The organism is Gordonia sp. G4, from assembly GCF_057770005.1.
This window is the reverse complement of the sequence record NZ_CM173442.1, coordinates 5,410,351-5,427,366: the sequence shown is the minus strand read 5'-3', so window position 1 is coordinate 5,427,366 and position 17,016 is coordinate 5,410,351. Positions and strand designations below refer to the sequence as shown.

The 17,016-nt window shown below is 68.5% G+C and carries 18 protein-coding genes; 11 read left to right on the top strand and 7 right to left on the bottom strand.

Features of this window, described 5'->3' with window-relative positions; genetic code table 11:
* From AC3B5T_RS24585 to AC3B5T_RS24575, 3 genes are read left to right on the top strand one after another with little or no spacing between them, the layout of a single operon-like run.
* Entirely contained in the window at positions 1 to 924 is a 924-nt protein-coding gene (locus AC3B5T_RS24585) for an SDR family oxidoreductase (protein ID WP_488358052.1), read from the top strand.
* Positions 925 to 928: 4 nt separating this feature from the next.
* The gene (locus tag AC3B5T_RS24580; protein WP_488358051.1) at positions 929 to 1,726 is read left to right on the top strand and encodes a fructosamine kinase family protein; all 798 of its coding nucleotides are present in this window, start codon (positions 929 to 931) and stop codon (positions 1,724 to 1,726) included.
* Positions 1,723 to 2,331, top strand: a complete 609-nt coding sequence (locus tag AC3B5T_RS24575; RefSeq protein WP_488358050.1) for a nucleosidase — start codon at positions 1,723 to 1,725, stop codon at positions 2,329 to 2,331. The genes AC3B5T_RS24580 and AC3B5T_RS24575 overlap by 4 nt, the downstream gene beginning before the upstream one ends.
* Before the next feature lie 4 nt (positions 2,332 to 2,335).
* Here the strand turns inward: AC3B5T_RS24575 and AC3B5T_RS24570 are convergent, their stop codons facing one another.
* From AC3B5T_RS24570 to AC3B5T_RS24555, 4 genes are all read right to left on the bottom strand, one after another.
* Positions 2,336 to 3,316, bottom strand: coding sequence for a DUF6542 domain-containing protein (locus tag AC3B5T_RS24570; protein ID WP_488358049.1), 981 nt, complete (start codon positions 3,314 to 3,316; stop codon positions 2,336 to 2,338).
* Between the two features lie 4 nt (positions 3,317 to 3,320).
* Complete coding sequence (locus AC3B5T_RS24565; protein WP_488358047.1) at positions 3,321 to 4,574, bottom strand: DNA recombination protein RmuC; 1,254 nt, start codon at positions 4,572 to 4,574, stop codon at positions 3,321 to 3,323.
* A 61-nt stretch (positions 4,575 to 4,635) separates the two neighbouring features.
* Positions 4,636 to 5,280, bottom strand: a complete 645-nt coding sequence (locus tag AC3B5T_RS24560; RefSeq protein WP_488358046.1) for a methylated-DNA--[protein]-cysteine S-methyltransferase — start codon at positions 5,278 to 5,280, stop codon at positions 4,636 to 4,638.
* 108 nt (positions 5,281 to 5,388) lie between these two features.
* The gene (locus AC3B5T_RS24555) at positions 5,389 to 6,945 is read right to left on the bottom strand and encodes a DNA-3-methyladenine glycosylase 2 family protein (protein WP_488358045.1); all 1,557 of its coding nucleotides are present in this window, start codon (positions 6,943 to 6,945) and stop codon (positions 5,389 to 5,391) included.
* A gap of 119 nt (positions 6,946 to 7,064) precedes the next feature.
* Here AC3B5T_RS24555 and AC3B5T_RS24550 point away from each other — a divergent pair, with 119 nt between their 5' ends.
* The 5 genes from AC3B5T_RS24550 (at position 7,065) to AC3B5T_RS24530 (ending at position 11,004) form a co-directional block, all read left to right on the top strand.
* Positions 7,065 to 7,412, top strand: a complete 348-nt coding sequence (locus AC3B5T_RS24550; protein ID WP_488358044.1) for a hypothetical protein — start codon at positions 7,065 to 7,067, stop codon at positions 7,410 to 7,412.
* An 83-nt stretch (positions 7,413 to 7,495) separates the two neighbouring features.
* Positions 7,496 to 8,794: an AI-2E family transporter gene (locus AC3B5T_RS24545; protein ID WP_010843413.1), complete on the top strand. Its 1,299-nt coding sequence runs from the start codon at positions 7,496 to 7,498 to the stop codon at positions 8,792 to 8,794.
* A gap of 58 nt (positions 8,795 to 8,852) precedes the next feature.
* Positions 8,853 to 9,932 (top strand): redox-regulated ATPase YchF, encoded by a 1,080-nt coding sequence (gene ychF / locus AC3B5T_RS24540; RefSeq protein ID WP_014927642.1) that lies wholly within the window; start codon positions 8,853 to 8,855, stop codon positions 9,930 to 9,932.
* A 7-nt stretch (positions 9,933 to 9,939) separates the two neighbouring features.
* The gene (locus tag AC3B5T_RS24535) at positions 9,940 to 10,431 is read left to right on the top strand and encodes a peptide-methionine (S)-S-oxide reductase (RefSeq protein WP_055476633.1); all 492 of its coding nucleotides are present in this window, start codon (positions 9,940 to 9,942) and stop codon (positions 10,429 to 10,431) included.
* Between the two features lie 135 nt (positions 10,432 to 10,566).
* Positions 10,567 to 11,004, top strand: a complete 438-nt coding sequence (locus tag AC3B5T_RS24530; protein ID WP_010843409.1) for a VOC family protein — start codon at positions 10,567 to 10,569, stop codon at positions 11,002 to 11,004.
* 2 nt (positions 11,005 to 11,006) lie between these two features.
* On the opposite strand, the gene AC3B5T_RS24525 is transcribed toward AC3B5T_RS24530, so the two are convergent.
* Entirely contained in the window at positions 11,007 to 12,374 is a 1,368-nt protein-coding gene (locus tag AC3B5T_RS24525) for a S1C family serine protease (protein WP_488358043.1), read from the bottom strand.
* A 151-nt stretch (positions 12,375 to 12,525) separates the two neighbouring features.
* On the opposite strand from AC3B5T_RS24525, the gene AC3B5T_RS24520 reads away from it, so the two are divergent.
* From AC3B5T_RS24520 to AC3B5T_RS24510, 3 genes are all read left to right on the top strand, one after another.
* The gene (locus AC3B5T_RS24520; RefSeq protein WP_488358042.1) at positions 12,526 to 13,074 is read left to right on the top strand and encodes a putative immunity protein; all 549 of its coding nucleotides are present in this window, start codon (positions 12,526 to 12,528) and stop codon (positions 13,072 to 13,074) included.
* Between the two features lie 317 nt (positions 13,075 to 13,391).
* Positions 13,392 to 14,447: a glycoside hydrolase family protein gene (locus tag AC3B5T_RS24515; protein ID WP_488358041.1), complete on the top strand. Its 1,056-nt coding sequence runs from the start codon at positions 13,392 to 13,394 to the stop codon at positions 14,445 to 14,447.
* A 155-nt stretch (positions 14,448 to 14,602) separates the two neighbouring features.
* Entirely contained in the window at positions 14,603 to 15,484 is an 882-nt protein-coding gene (locus AC3B5T_RS24510) for a sulfurtransferase (protein WP_488358040.1), read from the top strand.
* Between the two features lie 46 nt (positions 15,485 to 15,530).
* Here AC3B5T_RS24510 and AC3B5T_RS24505 read toward each other — a convergent pair whose 3' ends face one another.
* Both AC3B5T_RS24505 and AC3B5T_RS24500 read right to left on the bottom strand, forming a co-directional pair.
* Entirely contained in the window at positions 15,531 to 16,502 is a 972-nt protein-coding gene (locus AC3B5T_RS24505; RefSeq protein ID WP_488358039.1) for an isopenicillin N synthase family dioxygenase, read from the bottom strand.
* Positions 16,499 to 16,999, bottom strand: coding sequence for a nucleoside deaminase (locus AC3B5T_RS24500; RefSeq protein ID WP_035717744.1), 501 nt, complete (start codon positions 16,997 to 16,999; stop codon positions 16,499 to 16,501). The genes AC3B5T_RS24505 and AC3B5T_RS24500 overlap by 4 nt, the downstream gene beginning before the upstream one ends.
* Positions 17,000 to 17,016 lie beyond the last annotated feature (17 nt).

The following is a 17,016-nucleotide window of genomic DNA, read 5'->3' as shown; positions in this document are numbered from 1 at the left end:
ATGGGTCTCAGAGAGCTGCTGTTCATGGACACCCCGGTGCCGTCGCTGCGCGGCCGCAAGGTCCTCATCACGGGCGCGGCGAGCGGAATAGGCAGGGCGACGGCGCAGGCCGCCGCCGCCCGGGGCGCCGAACTCGTGCTCACCGACCTGCACGCCGACCAGCTCGACGAGGTCGTCGCGTCCATCACCGCGGCTGACGGAACGGTTCTCTATCACGTCGCGGGCGACGTCTCGGATTTCGACTGGGTGGCCGGCTTCGCCCGCCAGGTCGACGCCGAGGTCGGGGTCATGGATGTGGTGATGAACATCGCCGGCATCTCGGCGTGGGGGACGGTGGAGAACCTGGAACACCGCCACTGGCGAAAGCTGGTCGACGTGAACCTGATGGGACCGATCCACATCATCGAAAGCTTTGTACCGCAGATGATCCGGCGAGGCCGCGGCGGTCACATCGTCAATGTGTCGTCGGCCGCCGGCCTGCTTGCCCTGCCGTGGCACGCCGCCTACAGCGCCAGCAAGTTCGGTCTGCGCGGCGTGTCCGAGGTGTTGCGATTCGACCTGCGGCGCCACGGGATCGGTGTTTCCCTCGTGTGCCCGGGCGGGGTCGACACACCGCTGGTGGACTCCGTCGAGATCGTCGGCCTCGACCGCGAGAATCCCCGGGTCAAGGCCGCCATCAACGGTTTCCACAAAGTCGCGGTGTCGCCGGACGTCGCGGCGGCGGCGATCCTGAAGGGTGTCCGCAAGAACCGCTTCATGGTCTACACCTCGTTCGACATCCGCTTCGGATACTGGTGGGCGCGAAAGTTCGCACTGCCCTATGAGATCGCCATGCGGGTGGCCAACGATCGTTTCGACCGGCTCGCCCGGGTCAGCGCCAGGAGCCTCGAGGCGAAGGCGGCCGACGAGCATTCGCCCCGGTGAGCCCGTGACCCCGACCTTCGTCAAGACGCTGCGTGACAGTGGTCCGCCGGGCGGTCATCCGGACTTCTTCGCGGCCGAGGCCGCCGGACTGCGCTGGCTCGCCGAGGCGGGAGCACCTGTCGTAGGGGTGATCTCGGCCGGTGAGGACACCATCGAGCTGGAACGCCTCGAACCCGGACGTCCGACGCGCGCGGCCGCGCGGGACTTCGGGGCCGCGCTCGCTCGGATGCACGACGCCGGCGCTCCGCACTTCGGTTCTCCGCCTGCCGATTCGGCGGGAACGCCGTTTTCCGGCCAGCTCTTCATCGGTCGGCGGGCGCTCAGCTCCGTCGAATACGAGTCGTGGGGCGAGTTCTACGCCCGTGAACGGGTGGAACCCTATCTGGTTCCCGCCCGCGAGGCCGGAAACCTGACCGCCGCCGACGAGGACGCAGTCCGCGACGCGTGTGAGCTGATCGCCGGCGGCGTGTTCGACGACGACGAGGGGCCCGCGCGGATCCACGGCGATCTCTGGAACGGCAACGTGATGTGGACTCCCGATGGTGTCGTGATGATCGATCCGGCCGCGCACGGCGCTCATCGGGAGACCGATCTCGCGATGCTCGCGCTGTTCGGGTGTCCGCACCTCGACGCGATCGTCGACGGGTACCGGGACGCCCACCCGCTCGTGTCCGGCTGGCAGGACCGCGTCGAGGTCCATCAACTGCATCCGCTCGCCGTGCACGCCGCGGGCCACGGTCCCGGATACGGGTCATCGCTGGGCCGGGCGGCGCGGGCATCCTCGGCGCTCGCGCGTGGATGACGCACGCGATAATCGACGGCGTGAGTCGTACCGGTGGTCCCTTGCAGGGTGTCCTCGTCGTCTCGGCGACGCGTGCCGAGGCCAGACATGTGCCACCCGGCACGCGGGTGCTCGTGACCGGTATCGGCAAGGTGCGGGCGACGATGGCTCTGAGCCGGGAGCTGGCCGGCGGCCCACCGGTCACCGAGGTCATCAACATCGGTACGGCCGGTGCCCTGCGCGACGGCGTCACCGGCGACGCCGAGCTGGGCCTCTTCCTGCCGTCGGCAGTGCTCGAGCACGACATCAGCAGCACCGAGCTACGGGCGATGGGTTATGAGATGACCGATCGCTGGGAGCTTCCCGGCGGCGACGGCACCGTGCTGGCCTCCGGTGACACCTTTGTCGCCGATCCGGTTCGTCGACGAGAACTCGCGCGGCACGCACACCTCGTCGACATGGAAGGGTGCGCGGTCGCGCATGTGAGCACCGAGTTCGGCGTGCCCTGCCGACTGGTCAAGGCGGTCACCGACAACGCCGACGAGGGTGCGATGGAGTGGCCCGATCTCGTCGACGCCGCGGCCCGTCGCCTGGGGCGATGGCTGGAACTCAACGTCGAGAGCTGAGACCTCAGGACCGGGTGTCGCCGACCCCGGCCGGGGGCGTGTCGGTGGCCGACTCGTACGTGGGGATGTCCGAGCGGCGCGGTGGGGCGGGCGAGGCGTCCGACGGGGTGAGGTCGGGCGCCGCGAGATCGGCGACCGTCGGTCGCTGTGTGCCCGACGCGGAACGGGAAGCACCCGCCGAGCGAGAGGTCGGAGACGGCCGGTCGGGGGCGCCGTTGGTGCGGGGCTTGCGACGGCTGCCCGGAGCGGCCTGGGTCTTCGGGGCCTGCGGTTTCGGTGCGCGGGTGGTCCTCGAGGCGGGCGACTCCGCCGGGGGAGCGGACGGCGCGCCCTGCTCGGCGGATCGGGTCTTGTCGGCGGGCGACGCCGGCGGGGCATCGGCGGCCGATCCGGCAGATCCGGCTCCCTTGGCACGGCGATGCGATGTCGCGCGTCGGCGTTGACTGTCGGAGCCGCTGTCGGTCGTGGCCTTGGTGGTCGCGGCCTTGGAGGTCGGGTTGCGGCCCGACCTGTCGCGGTTCGGGGTCCTACGGTTCGTGGACTCGGCGGGGTCGCGGGTGAGGAACCACCGGGCCAGCACGAGCGCCAGCGTCACCAGGAACGTCGTCAACATCCACGGGAAGTCTGCGGCGATCGGCAGCAGGACGTTGAAGATCAAGCTCTTCAGACCCGACGACGCCTGCTCGGAGTTGAGGCCGTAGAGGGTGACGATACTGACGAAGAACGCGATGAGCGGGGGCTGCGCGGCGGCGGTGAACAGCGCCCGGCGGCGGACGGCCAGCGCGGCGATCACACAGCCGACGAGGTAGCAGAACTTGTAGATCGACCCGAGCGAATCGTTGCTGCCGGCGTCGATGGCCGCGCCGAGGCCCGTGATCCCGGTACCCAGGAGAACGGCGCCCCACCACGGCACACCGCGGACCGCGGGCAGTACCGACTGCTGGTCCAGCGGTACCGCGGTTTGGAGACGTTGCGGGGAAGGCACATGGTCACGGTACCGGTTCGTCGACGGAATTCGTTCCACCCCCGGGCCGTGGCGTCGGTGCCGGCTCCGTCGTCGTCCCAGGTGTGACCACCGACCCCGCGGCGCGGCAGGTGTCGTGGATCACTGGAGGTCGCGGGGCCTCGGGGACGTCGCCCAGGGCGTCGAGCTCGGCCAGACGGCGGGCGGTGACGCCCAGCCGGCTGTCGACCGAACCGATCGTCGAGTTGTAGGCGTCGACCGTCCGCTGCAGGGACGTGCCGAGTGAGCCGAGATGACCGAGGACGCCGGCGAGCCGCTGGTGGAGTTGCAGACCGAGGTCGTGGATGACCGCGGCGTCGCGGGCCATCGCGTCGTGACGCCAGCCGAGCGCGACGGTGCGCAGCAGGGCGATGAGGGTGGTCGGGGTGGCGATGACCACGTTGCGGGCGAAGCCGAACTCGAGCAGATCGGGATCGGTGCGCGCAGCGGCTTCGAGGACGACGTCGCCGGGCAGGAACAGCACCACCATCTCCGGCGTGTTGTCGAAGGCGGACCAGTAGGACTTGGCGGACAGTCGTGCGATGTGGGCGCGTAATGCGCGGGCATGCTCGCCGATGAGTCTGTCGCGAGTGGAGGAGTCAGTCGCCTCGGCCGAACGCAGGTAGGCGTCGAGGGGCACCTTGGCGTCGACGATGATGTCGCGGCCGCCGGCGAGATGGACGACGAGGTCCGGGCGCAGTGTGGTGGAACCCCGGCCGTTCCCCGAACCGTTGGCGCCGGACGTGTCGGTGACCGACACCTGTGTGCTGAAGTCGCAGTGTTTGGTCATACCGGCGAGCTCGACCACACGCTCGAGCTGGACCTCCCCCCACCGGCCGCGTGCGTGGGGACTGTGCAACGCGTTGGCGAGCTGCCGGGTCTGATCGTTCAGCGCGACCGATGCCGAGTGGATTCCGCGCACCTGCTCGGTCAGGCCCGCGTAGGCGCCGATCCGGTTGTTCTCGACCCTGCGCAGTTCGTCGGCGAGTTGCGCCAGGTTGGCGCGCAACGGCTCGACGATGTGGGCGACCGAACTGCTGATCGCCGACGACTGCCGCCGGGCCGCGTCCTCGGTTGCCCACGACAGCGAGGACGCGACGTCCTCGCGGCCGGCGCGCAGCATCTCCACCTCGGCGCGAGCGGCGGACACGGTGGCGGCGCTGCGGGCGGCGTGCGCCCACCAACCCAGCGCGATGCCCAGGACGAGGCCGACGACGAGGGAGAGCGCAGCAGCAGTCATGTCGTCGATGGTGTCGGACACCCCCGACAAGTTCGGTCAGACCGTCGGGGTCGAGTGCCGGCTAGTGCCCGTCCGAAGCGTCGCTTGCCCCTGCCTCGAAGTCGAGCAGCCACTGCTTCGTGGGCAGGCCGTACCGGAAACCGCCGAGGGTGCCGTCGCTGCGCTTCACCCGGTGGCACGGCACGAAGAGCGCGGCCGCGTTGCGGGCGCAGGCCGCGGCCGCGGCCCGGACCGCCGCCGGCTGCCCGGCCAGTTCGGCGAAGCGCGTGTAGGTCACGGGGTGTCCGGCCTCGACCTTGCGCAGGGCGTCCCAGGCCGGGCCCAGGAACACCCCTCCGGAGCGTTGGACGACGGGAATGCGCGACGGTGCGGCGAGATCGCCGGCGTAGTAGGCCGACACCGCGTCGGTGATCTCGCCCAGCTCGGCCGATGGCTGTAGTGATCCCGGCCGGAGAGCGCGGTGGACGAGTGCCGTCAGGTAGGCGGGGTCGTCGGTCCACCCCGACGCCAGGACGTTGTGGTCGGAGTCGGCGACGACCGTGAACGGACCGTTGGGTGTGGATACGGTGGCATGGATGCCGATTGTCGTTGTGGGACCGTTGGTTTCGTGACCGGCCGGGACGGTGCCGGCGGGTTCGGCGTCGGCTGGTTCGGTGCCGCTCGCTATGGAGCCGGTGGTGTCGGGGGTGGTGGTCGGTGCGGACATGTCACTCCTGAGAGATCGGTACGGCTGGGGAATCGGTACGGCGGGGATCGGTGAGGTCGTCATCGGTACGGAGACCGAACCGCGACGCGGTCGTCGGAAGTCTGCTCGTCACACGACCTGTCCGGCGGCGTCGAGTCGGTGTCGCCAGAGGTGCATGGTCGCGTACGAGCGCCACGGTGCCCAGTGCCCGGTGTCCCGCAGATCGATTCCGAGGTCGGCGGCCGCGCGGACCAAGACGAGGTCGTTCGTGAGCAGGACGTCGGGATCGCCGGTGACCCGCATCGTGACGATGTCGGCGGTCCAGGGGCCGATCCCGGGCAATTCGAGAAGCTGGGCACGAAGATCAGACGCATCGACCCCCACATGCGGTTCCATCTGACCTTCGGCGAGCGCTTCGGCGACGGCGATCACGGCGTCGACCCGGCGCCTCGGCCCGCGCAGGACCTCGTGTCCGCGGGCGGCGATGACGCTCGGCGTCGGAAAGGACTTCGACGGTGGATCGTCATCTGCCGTCGATGCTTCGGATGCGACGGCGAGCGAGTCGCCGACGGGTTCACCGAGGACGTCGACGAGACGGTCGATCTGGTTGCGGGCGGCGGCGAGGCTGACCTGCTGACCGAGCATGGTCCGGATGATGGTCTCGGCCGGGTCCAGACTGCCGGGCGCCCGGAGCCCGCTCGCCCGGTCGAGAAGTCGTCGCATCGTGTCGTCGGCGGCGAGCGCGTCCTGGACGGCGGTGATGTCGGCGTCGAGGTCGAGCAGACGACGTATCCGATTGACCGCTACACCGAGATCGCGCATGTCGAGTCCGCGGAGCGAGACGACGGCGTGGTCTTCTCGCGGTTCCACCTCCGCCGAGGCCGGGCCGTGCGGTAGTGCGAGGACCCGCCGATAGCGCCAGCCATGTGGGCTGCCCGGGGCGTCGACGACCGATTCGACGCCCGCGGCGGCGTGTGCGTGCAGGAACCACCGCATCCACGGCCATCGGTACGGCGCGCGGAACGGCAGGCGCAGGGTGACGCTCCCCGGGGCGGAATCGTTGTCGTCGTTCGGATTTCTCTTCCGGCTGGGAAGTCGACGGAGTTCGGTCGGGGTCAGTCCGAAGACCGCGCGGACGGTGTCGTTGAACTGGCGGACGCTCGCGAACCCGGCGGCGAATGCGATGTCGGTCATCGGCATTGTCGTGCACTGGATGAGCACGCGGGCGTTGGTGGCGCGGTGTGCCCTCGCGAGCGCGAGCGGCCCGGCGCCCAGATGCCGGGTCAGCACCCGGGTGAGATGTCGGGGCGAGTACCGCAGGCGCGTGGCGAGACCCTCGACGCCTTCGCGTTCGACCACACCGTCGGCGATGAGCCGCATCGCGCGAGCCGACATGTCGGCGTTGATGTTCCACAGCGGGGACCCGGGCACAGCATCGGGTGCGCAACGCCGGCAGGCGCGGAACCCCTGCTGCTGGGCGGCCGCGGCGGTGAGAACGAACGCGACGTTGCCCGGCCGGGGCGTCTGGGCCGGGCACGACGGCCGGCAATAGATTCCGGTGGTGCGGACCGTGACGAAGAACTGTCCGTCGAAACGGGCGTCGCGGGCCTGTACGGCGCGGTAGCACCGGTCGAAGTCCGGCGCGCCACCTCCGGTGTCGGGTTCTGCTGCGGTGCCTGTGGTCACCCGTTCACTGTGTCACCCGGCGGCGACGCGGTCTGGCGGGATTCGGACACGACAGCATCCGTCCCACCGAGCGGGCCAAAACTGTGATCTGGGTAACATCTTTGTGGCACCATGGCGCCATGACGACCCGGTTCGATGGCCGCCGACGAAGCCGGCACGACGACCTTCCACTCACCGGACTCCCCGCATGGGGGCTGGAGATGATGATGGGCCTCTACGGCCCCGAGACGATCAGGCGTGTCTGCGCCGAGGAGGCTGAACTCGGCGTCGTGGCTCCGCCGGTCGAGACGTCGCCGCGATGTACCGAGCACGCACTCTCGTCGGCTGACGACGACTGCCCACCGCGATCGGGCGGGGGGGCCGGCGAGGGCGGGGACTGCCCGGCCGTCTTCAATCACGTCGACGCGGAACTCGAGGCGATCAACTCGCTGGTCCGTTTCCTCGGGCGAAAGCTCCGCCGCCGCTGATCGCGTCGTCGGCCGATCGCATGTTCGGCCGATCGTCGCCGCGTCGATGTCGCTTTGTCACCGCGATGTGTGAGGATCCTCGGGTGACCGACAGCTCGGACGACAAGCGCGCGGACGACACGTCCGCCGACGCGAGACAAGAGACCAGCAAGCTCGGTGCCGATGCCGTCCTCGGCGGCGACGCGGTGCTCGGCGGCGGGGAGAAGTCATACCCGACTCGCGCCCAGGTGATGATGTCGGGCCTGCGCTCGAGCGCGACGGTCGGGCTCCAGATCGTGCTGGTCGCCGCCGCGACCTGGGTGCTCTTCTGGCTGCTGGGCAAGTTCTGGGTGATCCTGCTTCCGATCTTGCTGGCCATCATCGTGTGCACCATCCTGTGGCCGCCCGTCCGGTGGATGCGCAACCACGGGGTCCCGGCCGCGGGGGCGTCGCTGTTGATGATGCTGGTCGGACTCGGGGTCCTCGGCGGGGTGGTCGGGCTGATCGTGCCGTCGGTCGTGGATCAGGCTCCCGAACTGGCAAGTCGTGCCACCGATGGTGTGGAACGTCTGCAGGAATGGGTGCAGGGTCCGCCGCTGAACTTCGACGACAAGCAGCTCGACAACATGGTCGACACGATCACCGGCCGGCTCCAGTCGAGCGCCTCGACGATCGCGGCCGGCGTGTTCAGCGGCGTCGGCACCGCCACCTCGGTCCTCATCACGATGTTCACGGCGCTCGTGCTGGTGTTCTTCTTCCTCAAGGACGGCCCGAAGTTCGTGCCGTGGCTCGACCGCACCGTCGGCAAGCCCTCCGGCAATCACCTCGGCGAGGTGCTGACGCGCATGTGGAACAGCCTCGGGGGCTTCATCCGGACGCAGGCGATCGTCAGCTTCGTCGACGCCGCGCTCATCGGTCTGGGCCTGTTCATCCTGGGTGTCCCGCTCGCCGGTGTGCTGGTGGTCATCACCTTCCTCGGCGGGTTCATCCCCATCGTCGGTGCATTCGTCGCCGGGGCCCTCGCGGTCTTGATCGCCTTGGTGTCCAACGGGCTGACCACCGCGCTCATCGTGCTCGGCATCATCCTCGCGGTGCAGCAGCTCGAGGGCAACGTGCTGCAGCCGTGGCTGCAGTCCAAGTCCATGGATCTGCACGCGGTGATCGTGCTCCTGTCGGTGACGCTCGGCGGCACGCTGTTCGGAATCACCGGCGCGTTCCTCGCGGTGCCTGCGGTGGCCTCTTTGGCCGTCGTCCTGCGCTACCTGAACGAGCAGATCGCCGAGCGGGCCGGCGAATCGTTGCCACCGACGAACACCCCGGTGACGACGCAGGTCGGCGTCCCGGACAAGGACCCGCCCACGGATCCGCCGAACCCGGTGAAGGGGTTGCTCGACCGCGACTGAGGCGCCCGAAGCCACGCCCCGGCGGACTCCGCACCGCCTGCCGATAGACTGGGCGCCCGTGAGTCTCACCCTGGGAATCGTCGGTCTGCCCAACGTCGGTAAGTCGACCCTGTTCAACGCCCTGACCCGTAACGACGTGCTTGCGGCGAACTATCCGTTCGCGACCATCGAGCCCAACGTCGGCGTGGTCGAACTGCCGGACCGTCGGCTCGATCGTCTCTCGGAGATCTTCGGCAGCGAGCGGATCCTGCCCGCCACGGTGTCCTTCGTCGACATCGCCGGCATCGTCAAGGGCGCATCGGAGGGCGAGGGCATGGGCAACCAATTCCTGGCCAACATCCGTGAGGCCGACGCCATCTGCCAGGTGGTTCGGGTCTTCGACGACGGCGACGTCGTCCACGTCGACGGTCGCGTCGACCCCTTCGCCGACATCGAGGTCATCGAGACCGAGCTGATCCTGGCCGACATGCAGACCCTGGAGAAAGCCATCCCGCGCCTGGAGAAGGACGCGCGCAAGAACAAGGACCTGGCCGAGACCCTGGCGGCCGCGAAGAAGGCGCAGGAGCTCCTCGACAGCGGAAAAACGCTGTTCTCGCAAAAGGACTCGTTCGACCTGGCGTCGGTGCGCGAGCTGCACCTGATGACCGCGAAGCCGTTCCTCTACGTCTTCAACTCCGACGAGGGCGTGCTGACCGACGACGCGAAGAAGGCAGAACTGCGTGCGGCCGTCGCACCGGCCGATGCGGTGTTCCTCGACGCCAAGGTGGAGAGCGAACTCCTCGAACTCGACGAGGAGGACGCGCAGGAACTGCTGGACTCCATCGGCCAGGACGAGCCGGGCCTGACATCGTTGGCGCGGGCCGGTTTTCACACACTCGGTCTGCAGACCTATCTCACGGCCGGTCCGAAGGAATCGCGGGCCTGGACCATCCACCAGGGCGACACCGCCCCCAAGGCGGCCGGTGTCATCCACACCGACTTCGAGAAGGGCTTCATCAAGGCCGAGATCGTCTCCTTCGACGACCTCGACGCCGCCGGATCGATGGCCGCTGCCAAGTCCGCCGGCAAGGTCCGTATGGAGGGCAAGGACTACGTCATGAAAGACGGCGACGTCGTCGAGTTCCGGTTCAACGTCTGATCGAACGATGAGTTCCGTCGCGCCGAACGAAGAGCTCTACCTCGCCGGCGGATGCCTCTGGGGCGTGCAGGCGTTCGTTGCGACGTTGCCGGGCGTGACGTTCACCGAGGCCGGCCGGGCCAACGGCACGACCCTCACCCTCGACGGTGAGTACGACGGATACGCCGAATGCGTGCGGACCCAGTTCGATCCGAACCTCGTGAGCGTCGAGCAGCTCATGGCGTACCTGTTCGAGATCATCGATCCGTACAGCGTGAATCGACAGGGTCCCGACGTCGGCGAGAAGTATCGCACCGGCGTGTACTCCGACAGGCCAGAGCACCTCGAACAGGCGCGAGCCTTCATCGGTGCGCGCGACGACGCGGATCGCATCGCCGTCGAAGTGCTCCCGCTGACGAACTATGTCCGTAGCGCCGACGAGCACCAGGACCGGCTCGCGCGGTTCCCGGAGAGCGCGTGCCACCTCCCGCAGGAGCTGCTCACCAAGTACCGCGGCTGAACGTTCAGCATTAGGTATCGCTCAGCGATACCTAATGCTGAATTCACGCGCCATTGGCTCCCCGTCTCACATTCAACTGATGCCCAAAGACCGGACAGGTCGTATTCGTCGGGGGCGCCCACTAGCGTGGCGGTCATGCCCATCAAACTCGAGAACGTCGCCATCGCCGTGCGCGACCTCGACGCCGCGATCGCCTTCTTCACCGACCTGGGTCTCGACGTCATCGGCCGGGACACCGTGAGCGGGGAGTGGACCGACACCGCCGTCGGGCTCGACGGCAATCACGCGAAGATCGCCATGCTGCAGACCCCGGACGGGCACGGGCGCCTAGAACTCTTCGAGTACATCCACCCGGAGGCCGTCGAGACCCGGCCCACCCAGCCCAACGACATCGGGATGCATCGCGTCGCGTTTTCGGTCGACGACATCGACGCAGCCCTCGAAGTGGCGGCGCGGCACGGGTGTCATCCGTTGCGCGGCGTCGCCACCTACGAGGACCTGTACAAACTCACCTACGTGCGCGGCCCCAGCGACATCATCGTCATGCTCGCCCAGCAACTCTCACCGAGCTGACGTCACGGGATCCGGCCGAAGGGGTTGCCGCCGAACGGCAACGGAGAGCCGCCCGATCCGCTTCCGGACTCCGGCACCGTCGTCTCCTGCTTGTCGACGGCACTGCCCAGCTTCACCTCGACCGTGCGGGCATCGGAGCCCGAACCGATGGTCACCGGTACGGTCTCACCGGGCTTGTGGGTGAGGATCTGCGCCATGAGGTCGGCGTAATCGGCGACGGTGGTGTCCCCGATCTTGGTGATGACGTCGCCCTGCCGGATTCCCGCAGCCGCGGCGGGGCCGCCCTGCTGCACCGATGACACCGTTGCGCCCTCCGTCTGGTCGCCGGCCGACAGCGAACCCGACACGCCCAGAACCGGTTTGGTCGCCTCGCCATCCTGCAACAGCTGATTCGCGATGCGCTTGGCGGTGTTGATCGGGATGGCGAATCCCAGCCCGAAGGACTGCGGACCGCCGGACGCGGCCTGGCCGGTGTCCACCGCCGAGTTGACCGCGATGACCTGTCCCTGCAGATTCACCAGTGGCCCACCGGAATTGCCCGGGTTGATCGGGGTGTCGGTCTGCAGGCCGTTGTACACGGTGAGCGACGAACCGCTCCCGTCCCCGGCGGTCACCGTGCGCGACAGCGCGCTGACGATGCCGGAGGTCACCGTGTTGGACAGGCTGTCGGGGCTGCCGACGGCCACCACCTGCTGGCCCACCTTCAGCGCGTCCGAGTCGCCGAGCGCTGCCGGGGTGAGTCCGGATGCTCCCTCGAGCTTGATCACTGCCAGGTCGTACGACGGGGAGGTCCCGGTGACGGTCGCCTTGTGCTGGTGACCGTCGCCGGTGGTGACGACGATCGTGCTCCCGGAACCGGCGCCTGCGACGACGTGATGATTGGTCAGCACATATCCGTCGGGGGACAGGACGATCCCGCTGCCCACGGAGGTGCCGTTCGCGGTCTGCACCTTGATGTCGGCCGTCGACTTCGACGCCACGCTCGCGGCATAGGTCACCGAACCGGGTTGCGCGTCCGCGACATTGGCCGCCGCGGCCGACTGCGAGCTGAGGACCGGAACCGAGGCGGCGTCGTGCCCGAGCAGCGCACTGCCCCCGATGCCGACGGCGCCACCGAGTAGCCCGGCAAGCAACGCGGTCACGATGATCGGCTTGGTCACCCCGGCGCGTGGACGCGACACCGGTGGCATCGCCGGCGTGGGCAGGGGCGACGTGGGCGGCGGGGTGATGTGCTGATTCACCAACCAGGGACCCGGAGGTTGCGCCGGTCCGCGGGGCGGCACAAAGGGTTCGGTGATCGGATCATGGTCGGGGGTCTGCGGCATGGGGGTCTGGGGCGTGTTCACGGCACCACGATGCCCGGGGCTCATGTGAACAGGGCTACAGATATCCTGCGGATTTCCTGACAAGCTCGACGCGGACTCTCAGGTGTTTCTGACCTGCGCACAGCGGATCTCCCGCCTGATCCGACGGGCCGGCGCGCGCGGGCCGGCGCTCGGTGAGGCTGCTAGCGTTCGGCCGATGGCAGACTTCGAGTTGACCGACGACGACCTGCGCGTCGTCGTGCGTTATGCCACGGAGTGGGCTGCAGAAGTACTGCCGGTCTTCGAGCGAGCGCTGCCCGGTGATGAGCGGCCGCGCGCAGCCATCGAGGCGGCGCGGGAATTCGTCGGCGGTGCACAGAGATCCGCGCTGCAGCGGACTTCGGCGTTTGCGGCGCACCGGGCTGCGAAGGATGCGCCGTCGGAAGTCGCGCGACTGGCCGCACAAGCCGCCGGCGACGCCGCGGCGGCCGCCTATCTGCACCCGATTGCGAAAGCGCACCAGGTCGGGCACATCTTGCGGGCGCCGACGAACCGGGCGCTCATCGCCGAACTCGAGAGCGGCAACGACCCCGGTGTAGGCGACGAAGCGATCGAGGCCGTGTGTAGACGGACGCCGCCCGAACTCGTCGACGTGTTGTGCCGATACCCGGAACCGCGCGGTGGGGCGTCGCGATCCACGCGTCTGATGGCCGATCTCGACAGGCGATTGCGGGCGTCGAGGCGACGGACCGACTTGGACGCCTGACTGAGACGACCGGCCGTTCGGTATCGCTCAATCACACTGCGCGGGAACGGGTTTGTGGCTCATTTGCCTGACAAACGACACTCGGCCATGGGAGTGTGTGATCTGGTCGGTGAGCAGTCCGGTTCACCGGCCGTCGAAGTCCGCTCATGTCGAAAGGTGTTCAGTGTCCTCGTCTGATATCGGTCTCACCGTCCTGTTCGCGTTCATCGGTCCGCTCCTGGCGCTGTACGCCAACGGCAGCTAGAAACGCCGGGGTCTCCAGCGGACTCCGTGATCCTCGCCGGCCGCACGGATTCGCACTGGTGGTCCGTGCGGCGATGGCGTCGCGGCGGACGCGTGTCACCGTCCGGGCGAAAGTTGCACATCGCGTGCCGATCGTCGTCGATACTGCACCGGTGACTCTTTCCAGACGAACCGTCCTCTCCGCCGTGACCGTGGTGTTGTTGTCGGTGGCCGGACTGCTCGTCCCGACACCGGCGGGCAGCGACGCCGCCCCTTCGGGCTGGCGTTACACGATGGTGGCGTTCAGCAATTCGAGTGCGCGCGACATGGATGTGTACGAGTCCACCGACGGCCTCGAGTACCGCATGGTGCGCAAGTCCGCCTATCGGCCGCCGACGGGGTACGTCCGAGACGCGAGCATCTTCCGGCACACCGACGGCTGGTACTACGTGACGTATACGACCGCCGACGGGGCCAGCATCGGTTTCGCGCGCAGCCGCGACCGCGTGAACTGGAGCTTCCTGTACAACTGGCCGGTGCCGCTGTGCTGTGCGTTCCTTCCGGGCACGGGTGACGGCCGGGGTCTCGGCTCGTCGAGCGGGCCCGGCTCCTCCGGGTCGGCGGGTTCGAGCGACGGTCCCTCGTTGTCGCCCTTCACGACCAAGGCCTGGGCTCCCGAGTGGTTCGTCGAGGGTGGCCGGGTCAGCGTGATCCTGTCGATGTCCACCGGGGGTGGCTTCGTCCCCTATGTGATGACGGCGCTCGATCCCGGGTTGCGTATCTGGAGCCCGCCCGTCCCGTTGTTGAGCATCGGTGCGGATCACATCGACACCACGGTCATCAAGGTCGGCCCGACCTACCACGCGTTCACCAAGAACGAGACGAAGAAGTTCATCCAGCACGGGGTCGCGACGTCGTTGCTGGGGCCCTACCGCTTCGTGCCGCCGGGCAACTGGGGTCTCCTCGTCGAAGGGCCGGCGGTCGTCCAGCTTCCGAACGGTGCCTGGCGCATGTACCTCGACGCCTACCGGAACGGGCGATATCTCTACTCCGACAGCACCGATGGAATGCGCACCTGGACGCCGGTGAAGCAGATCCCCGGGATCTCGGGGACGGTCCGTCACGTCGGGGTGATGCGCGAGCGGGCCTGACCGTGAGTACGTGCTCGCAACCGGGCACACGCTGCCCCGTGCGCGGCGGTCCGTCAACCGTCGTGCTCGGTGAGATTCGGCACCGTGCCGAGGCATCGACGGACACCTAGTCTCGGAGGAGTCGGGGTGTTTTGCCCGTTTCTCGAGAGGTTCAGATGAGTACACCTGCCCTGCCCGCCCTGGTCGATGTCGCCTGGTTGCGGGAACGTCTGGATGACCCCTCGCTGGTCATCGTCGACGCGACCACCCACCTCCCCATTCCGAAGGAGGGACCGTACGTCCCGCAGTCGGGTGCGGAGTCCTATCGCGCGGAACACATCCCGGGCGCGGTGTTCGCCGACCTGCTCACCGACTTCGCCGACGCCGCGAGCGCCGAACCCTGGACGGTCCCGTCGTCGGAACAGTTCGCCTCTGCGGCTTCGGCATTGGGCATCGGCGACGGAGCCACCGTCGTGGTCTACGACCAGCTCGAGGGATTCTGGGCCACGCGTTTCTGGTGGCACCTGCGCCTCGAGGGATTCGACGCCGTAACCGTGCTCGACGGCGGGCTGCAGGCCTGGAAGGCCGCCGGTGAGCCGGTGACCGATGCCGAGTCGACCGCCACTCCGCGCAGCTTCAGCGGGACGCGCCGCCCCGAACTCCTGCGGTCGACCGCCGATGTCGCTGCGTCGCTGGATGATCCGTCGACTCTGCTGGTCAACGTCCTCGACGAGGCGACCTATCGCGGCGAAACCACCACGTACGCGCGCCAGGGTCACATCCCCGGGTCGGTGAATCTGCCGGTGTTCTCGATCCGCAACGCCGAGACCGGCGATCTTCGACCCCTCGACGAATTGCGCCGGGAATTCGAGGCGGCCGGGTTGCTGGCCGAGGACACCAAGGTCGTGACCTACTGCGGCGGCGGGATCGCGGCTACCGGAATCGCCCATGCACTCGCGCTCGTCGGTCGCGACGATGTCGCGGTGTACGACGGATCGATGACCGCCTGGGCCAACGACCCATCGCTCCCGCTGGTCACCGGATCCGAGCCTCGCTGACGACGCCTCTGCTCCCTGGGGTGCCTCAGGGAGCAGAGCGCACGTCTCAGCCGACGGTGATCGCGTCCAGGCGCTGCCTGATGAAGTCCCCCGAGACCACCGGCTCGAGTCCGGCGCGGCGCCCGACAGGCGGGGCGAGGGGAGAGACGAGCGCGTCGTGGTCGAGCTCGTAGAAGAAGATCAGCGAGACGAGGTCCTCGGCCGGTGCGTCGGATTGCGGTGGGAGGACGCGGTGCCGACCCGCGGGCCAGCGTCCGGCCGACCAGTATTCGAGGATGTCGCCGATGTTGACGGTCAGGGCCTCGGGGTTCCATGGCGCGTCGGCCCAGCCGGACTGCTCGCTGCAGACCTGTAACCCACCGGCGCCCGGCTCACGGTCGAGAATGGTGACGGTGCCGAAGTCGGTGTGCGGTCCGATGCGGAACTGGCCGGGTTCAGGATGTCCGACGTCGTGCAGCGGCGGGTAGTGGTTGATGTTGGACGACCACGTCGGGTTCGACGCGAGGTTCCGGAACGGGTTGTCCGCACCGGCGAGGCCGAGCGCGGCGGCCATCAGCCCGAGCAGGTCATCGGACAGCTTCCTCATCTGAAAAGTCCACGCGGTGAACAGTTCCCGGAGTTCGGGTGTCTCGTCCGGCCACACGTCCGGAGCGAACCAGTACTCGTCGATCTCGGATGTGCCCACCGGTGTCTGCGCGCCGGAGGTGAACGATTCCTTGAGATCCGGCGGAGTCTCGGTGCCCTCGGAGAAGCCGTTGGCCTCCTTGCCCGGTCCGATCCAGCCGCGACCGCCGACGCCGACGGAGTACTTGGTCTTCACGTCGGTGGGGAGAGCGAAGAAGCGTCGGGCGGCCGCGCGAAGGGACCGCGGCAACTCGGGATCGAGCCCGTGCCCGGTGACGAGGAGGAACCCGGCGCGTTGCAGTGACTCGTCGACGGCGGCGCACACCCGTTGTGCGGCAGCTCCTCCGGAGTGCCACTCGCTGAGGTCGACGGTGAGGACGGGGCTGTCGGTCATGCCTTTCGCTCCGTCGCGTCGGCGGGAGCGATCCCGATGTCCTCGTTCCACACCGCCGGATTCGCCGCGATGTACGACGACATCATCGTCGTGCATCGCTCGTCGTCGAGCACGATGACCTCGGTCCCGTGATCCCGCAGCCAGTCCTCACCGCCGTAGAAGGAGGTGTGCTCGCCGATGACCACCGTGCCGATGCCGAACTGACGGATGAGACCCGAGCAGTACCAGCACGGTGACAGGGTCGTCACCATGATCGTCGAGGCGTAGTCCTGCTGCCGCCCTGCGGCGCGGAACGCATCCGTCTCACCGTGTGCCGACGGGTCGTCGGCCTGCACACGCCGATTGTGGCCCGCGCCGAGCACGGTGCCGTCCGAGGCGAAGAGGGCCGCGCCGATCGGGATGCCGCCCTCGGCCAGGCCCTGACGTGCCTGCTGGTAGGCGACATCGAGCATCCCGGAGAGGTCGAGACCGGCGCGGTCGGGGAGCGAGAGCGTCATGCAGTCGAGAGTGCCGT

Excerpts from the sequence above, each read along its gene's own strand:
- AC3B5T_RS24560 (WP_488358046.1), bottom strand. The coding sequence starts at position 5,280 with ATGTCCGCACCGACCACCACCCCCGACACCACCGGCTCCATAGCGAGC.
- AC3B5T_RS24520 (WP_488358042.1), top strand. The coding sequence starts at position 12,526 with ATGGCAGACTTCGAGTTGACCGACGACGACCTGCGCGTCGTCGTGCGT.
- AC3B5T_RS24500 (WP_035717744.1), bottom strand. The coding sequence starts at position 16,999 with ATGACGCTCTCGCTCCCCGACCGCGCCGGTCTCGACCTCTCCGGGATG.
- AC3B5T_RS24585 (WP_488358052.1), top strand. The coding sequence starts at position 1 with ATGGGTCTCAGAGAGCTGCTGTTCATGGACACCCCGGTGCCGTCGCTG.
- AC3B5T_RS24535 (WP_055476633.1), top strand. The coding sequence starts at position 9,940 with ATGAGTTCCGTCGCGCCGAACGAAGAGCTCTACCTCGCCGGCGGATGC.
- AC3B5T_RS24510 (WP_488358040.1), top strand. The coding sequence starts at position 14,603 with ATGAGTACACCTGCCCTGCCCGCCCTGGTCGATGTCGCCTGGTTGCGG.
- AC3B5T_RS24505 (WP_488358039.1), bottom strand. The coding sequence starts at position 16,502 with ATGACCGACAGCCCCGTCCTCACCGTCGACCTCAGCGAGTGGCACTCC.
- AC3B5T_RS24550 (WP_488358044.1), top strand. The coding sequence starts at position 7,065 with ATGACGACCCGGTTCGATGGCCGCCGACGAAGCCGGCACGACGACCTT.
- AC3B5T_RS24565 (WP_488358047.1), bottom strand. The coding sequence starts at position 4,574 with ATGACTGCTGCTGCGCTCTCCCTCGTCGTCGGCCTCGTCCTGGGCATC.
- AC3B5T_RS24530 (WP_010843409.1), top strand. The coding sequence starts at position 10,567 with ATGCCCATCAAACTCGAGAACGTCGCCATCGCCGTGCGCGACCTCGAC.
- AC3B5T_RS24575 (WP_488358050.1), top strand. The coding sequence starts at position 1,723 with ATGACGCACGCGATAATCGACGGCGTGAGTCGTACCGGTGGTCCCTTG.
- AC3B5T_RS24515 (WP_488358041.1), top strand. The coding sequence starts at position 13,392 with ATGGCGTCGCGGCGGACGCGTGTCACCGTCCGGGCGAAAGTTGCACAT.
- AC3B5T_RS24525 (WP_488358043.1), bottom strand. The coding sequence starts at position 12,374 with ATGAGCCCCGGGCATCGTGGTGCCGTGAACACGCCCCAGACCCCCATG.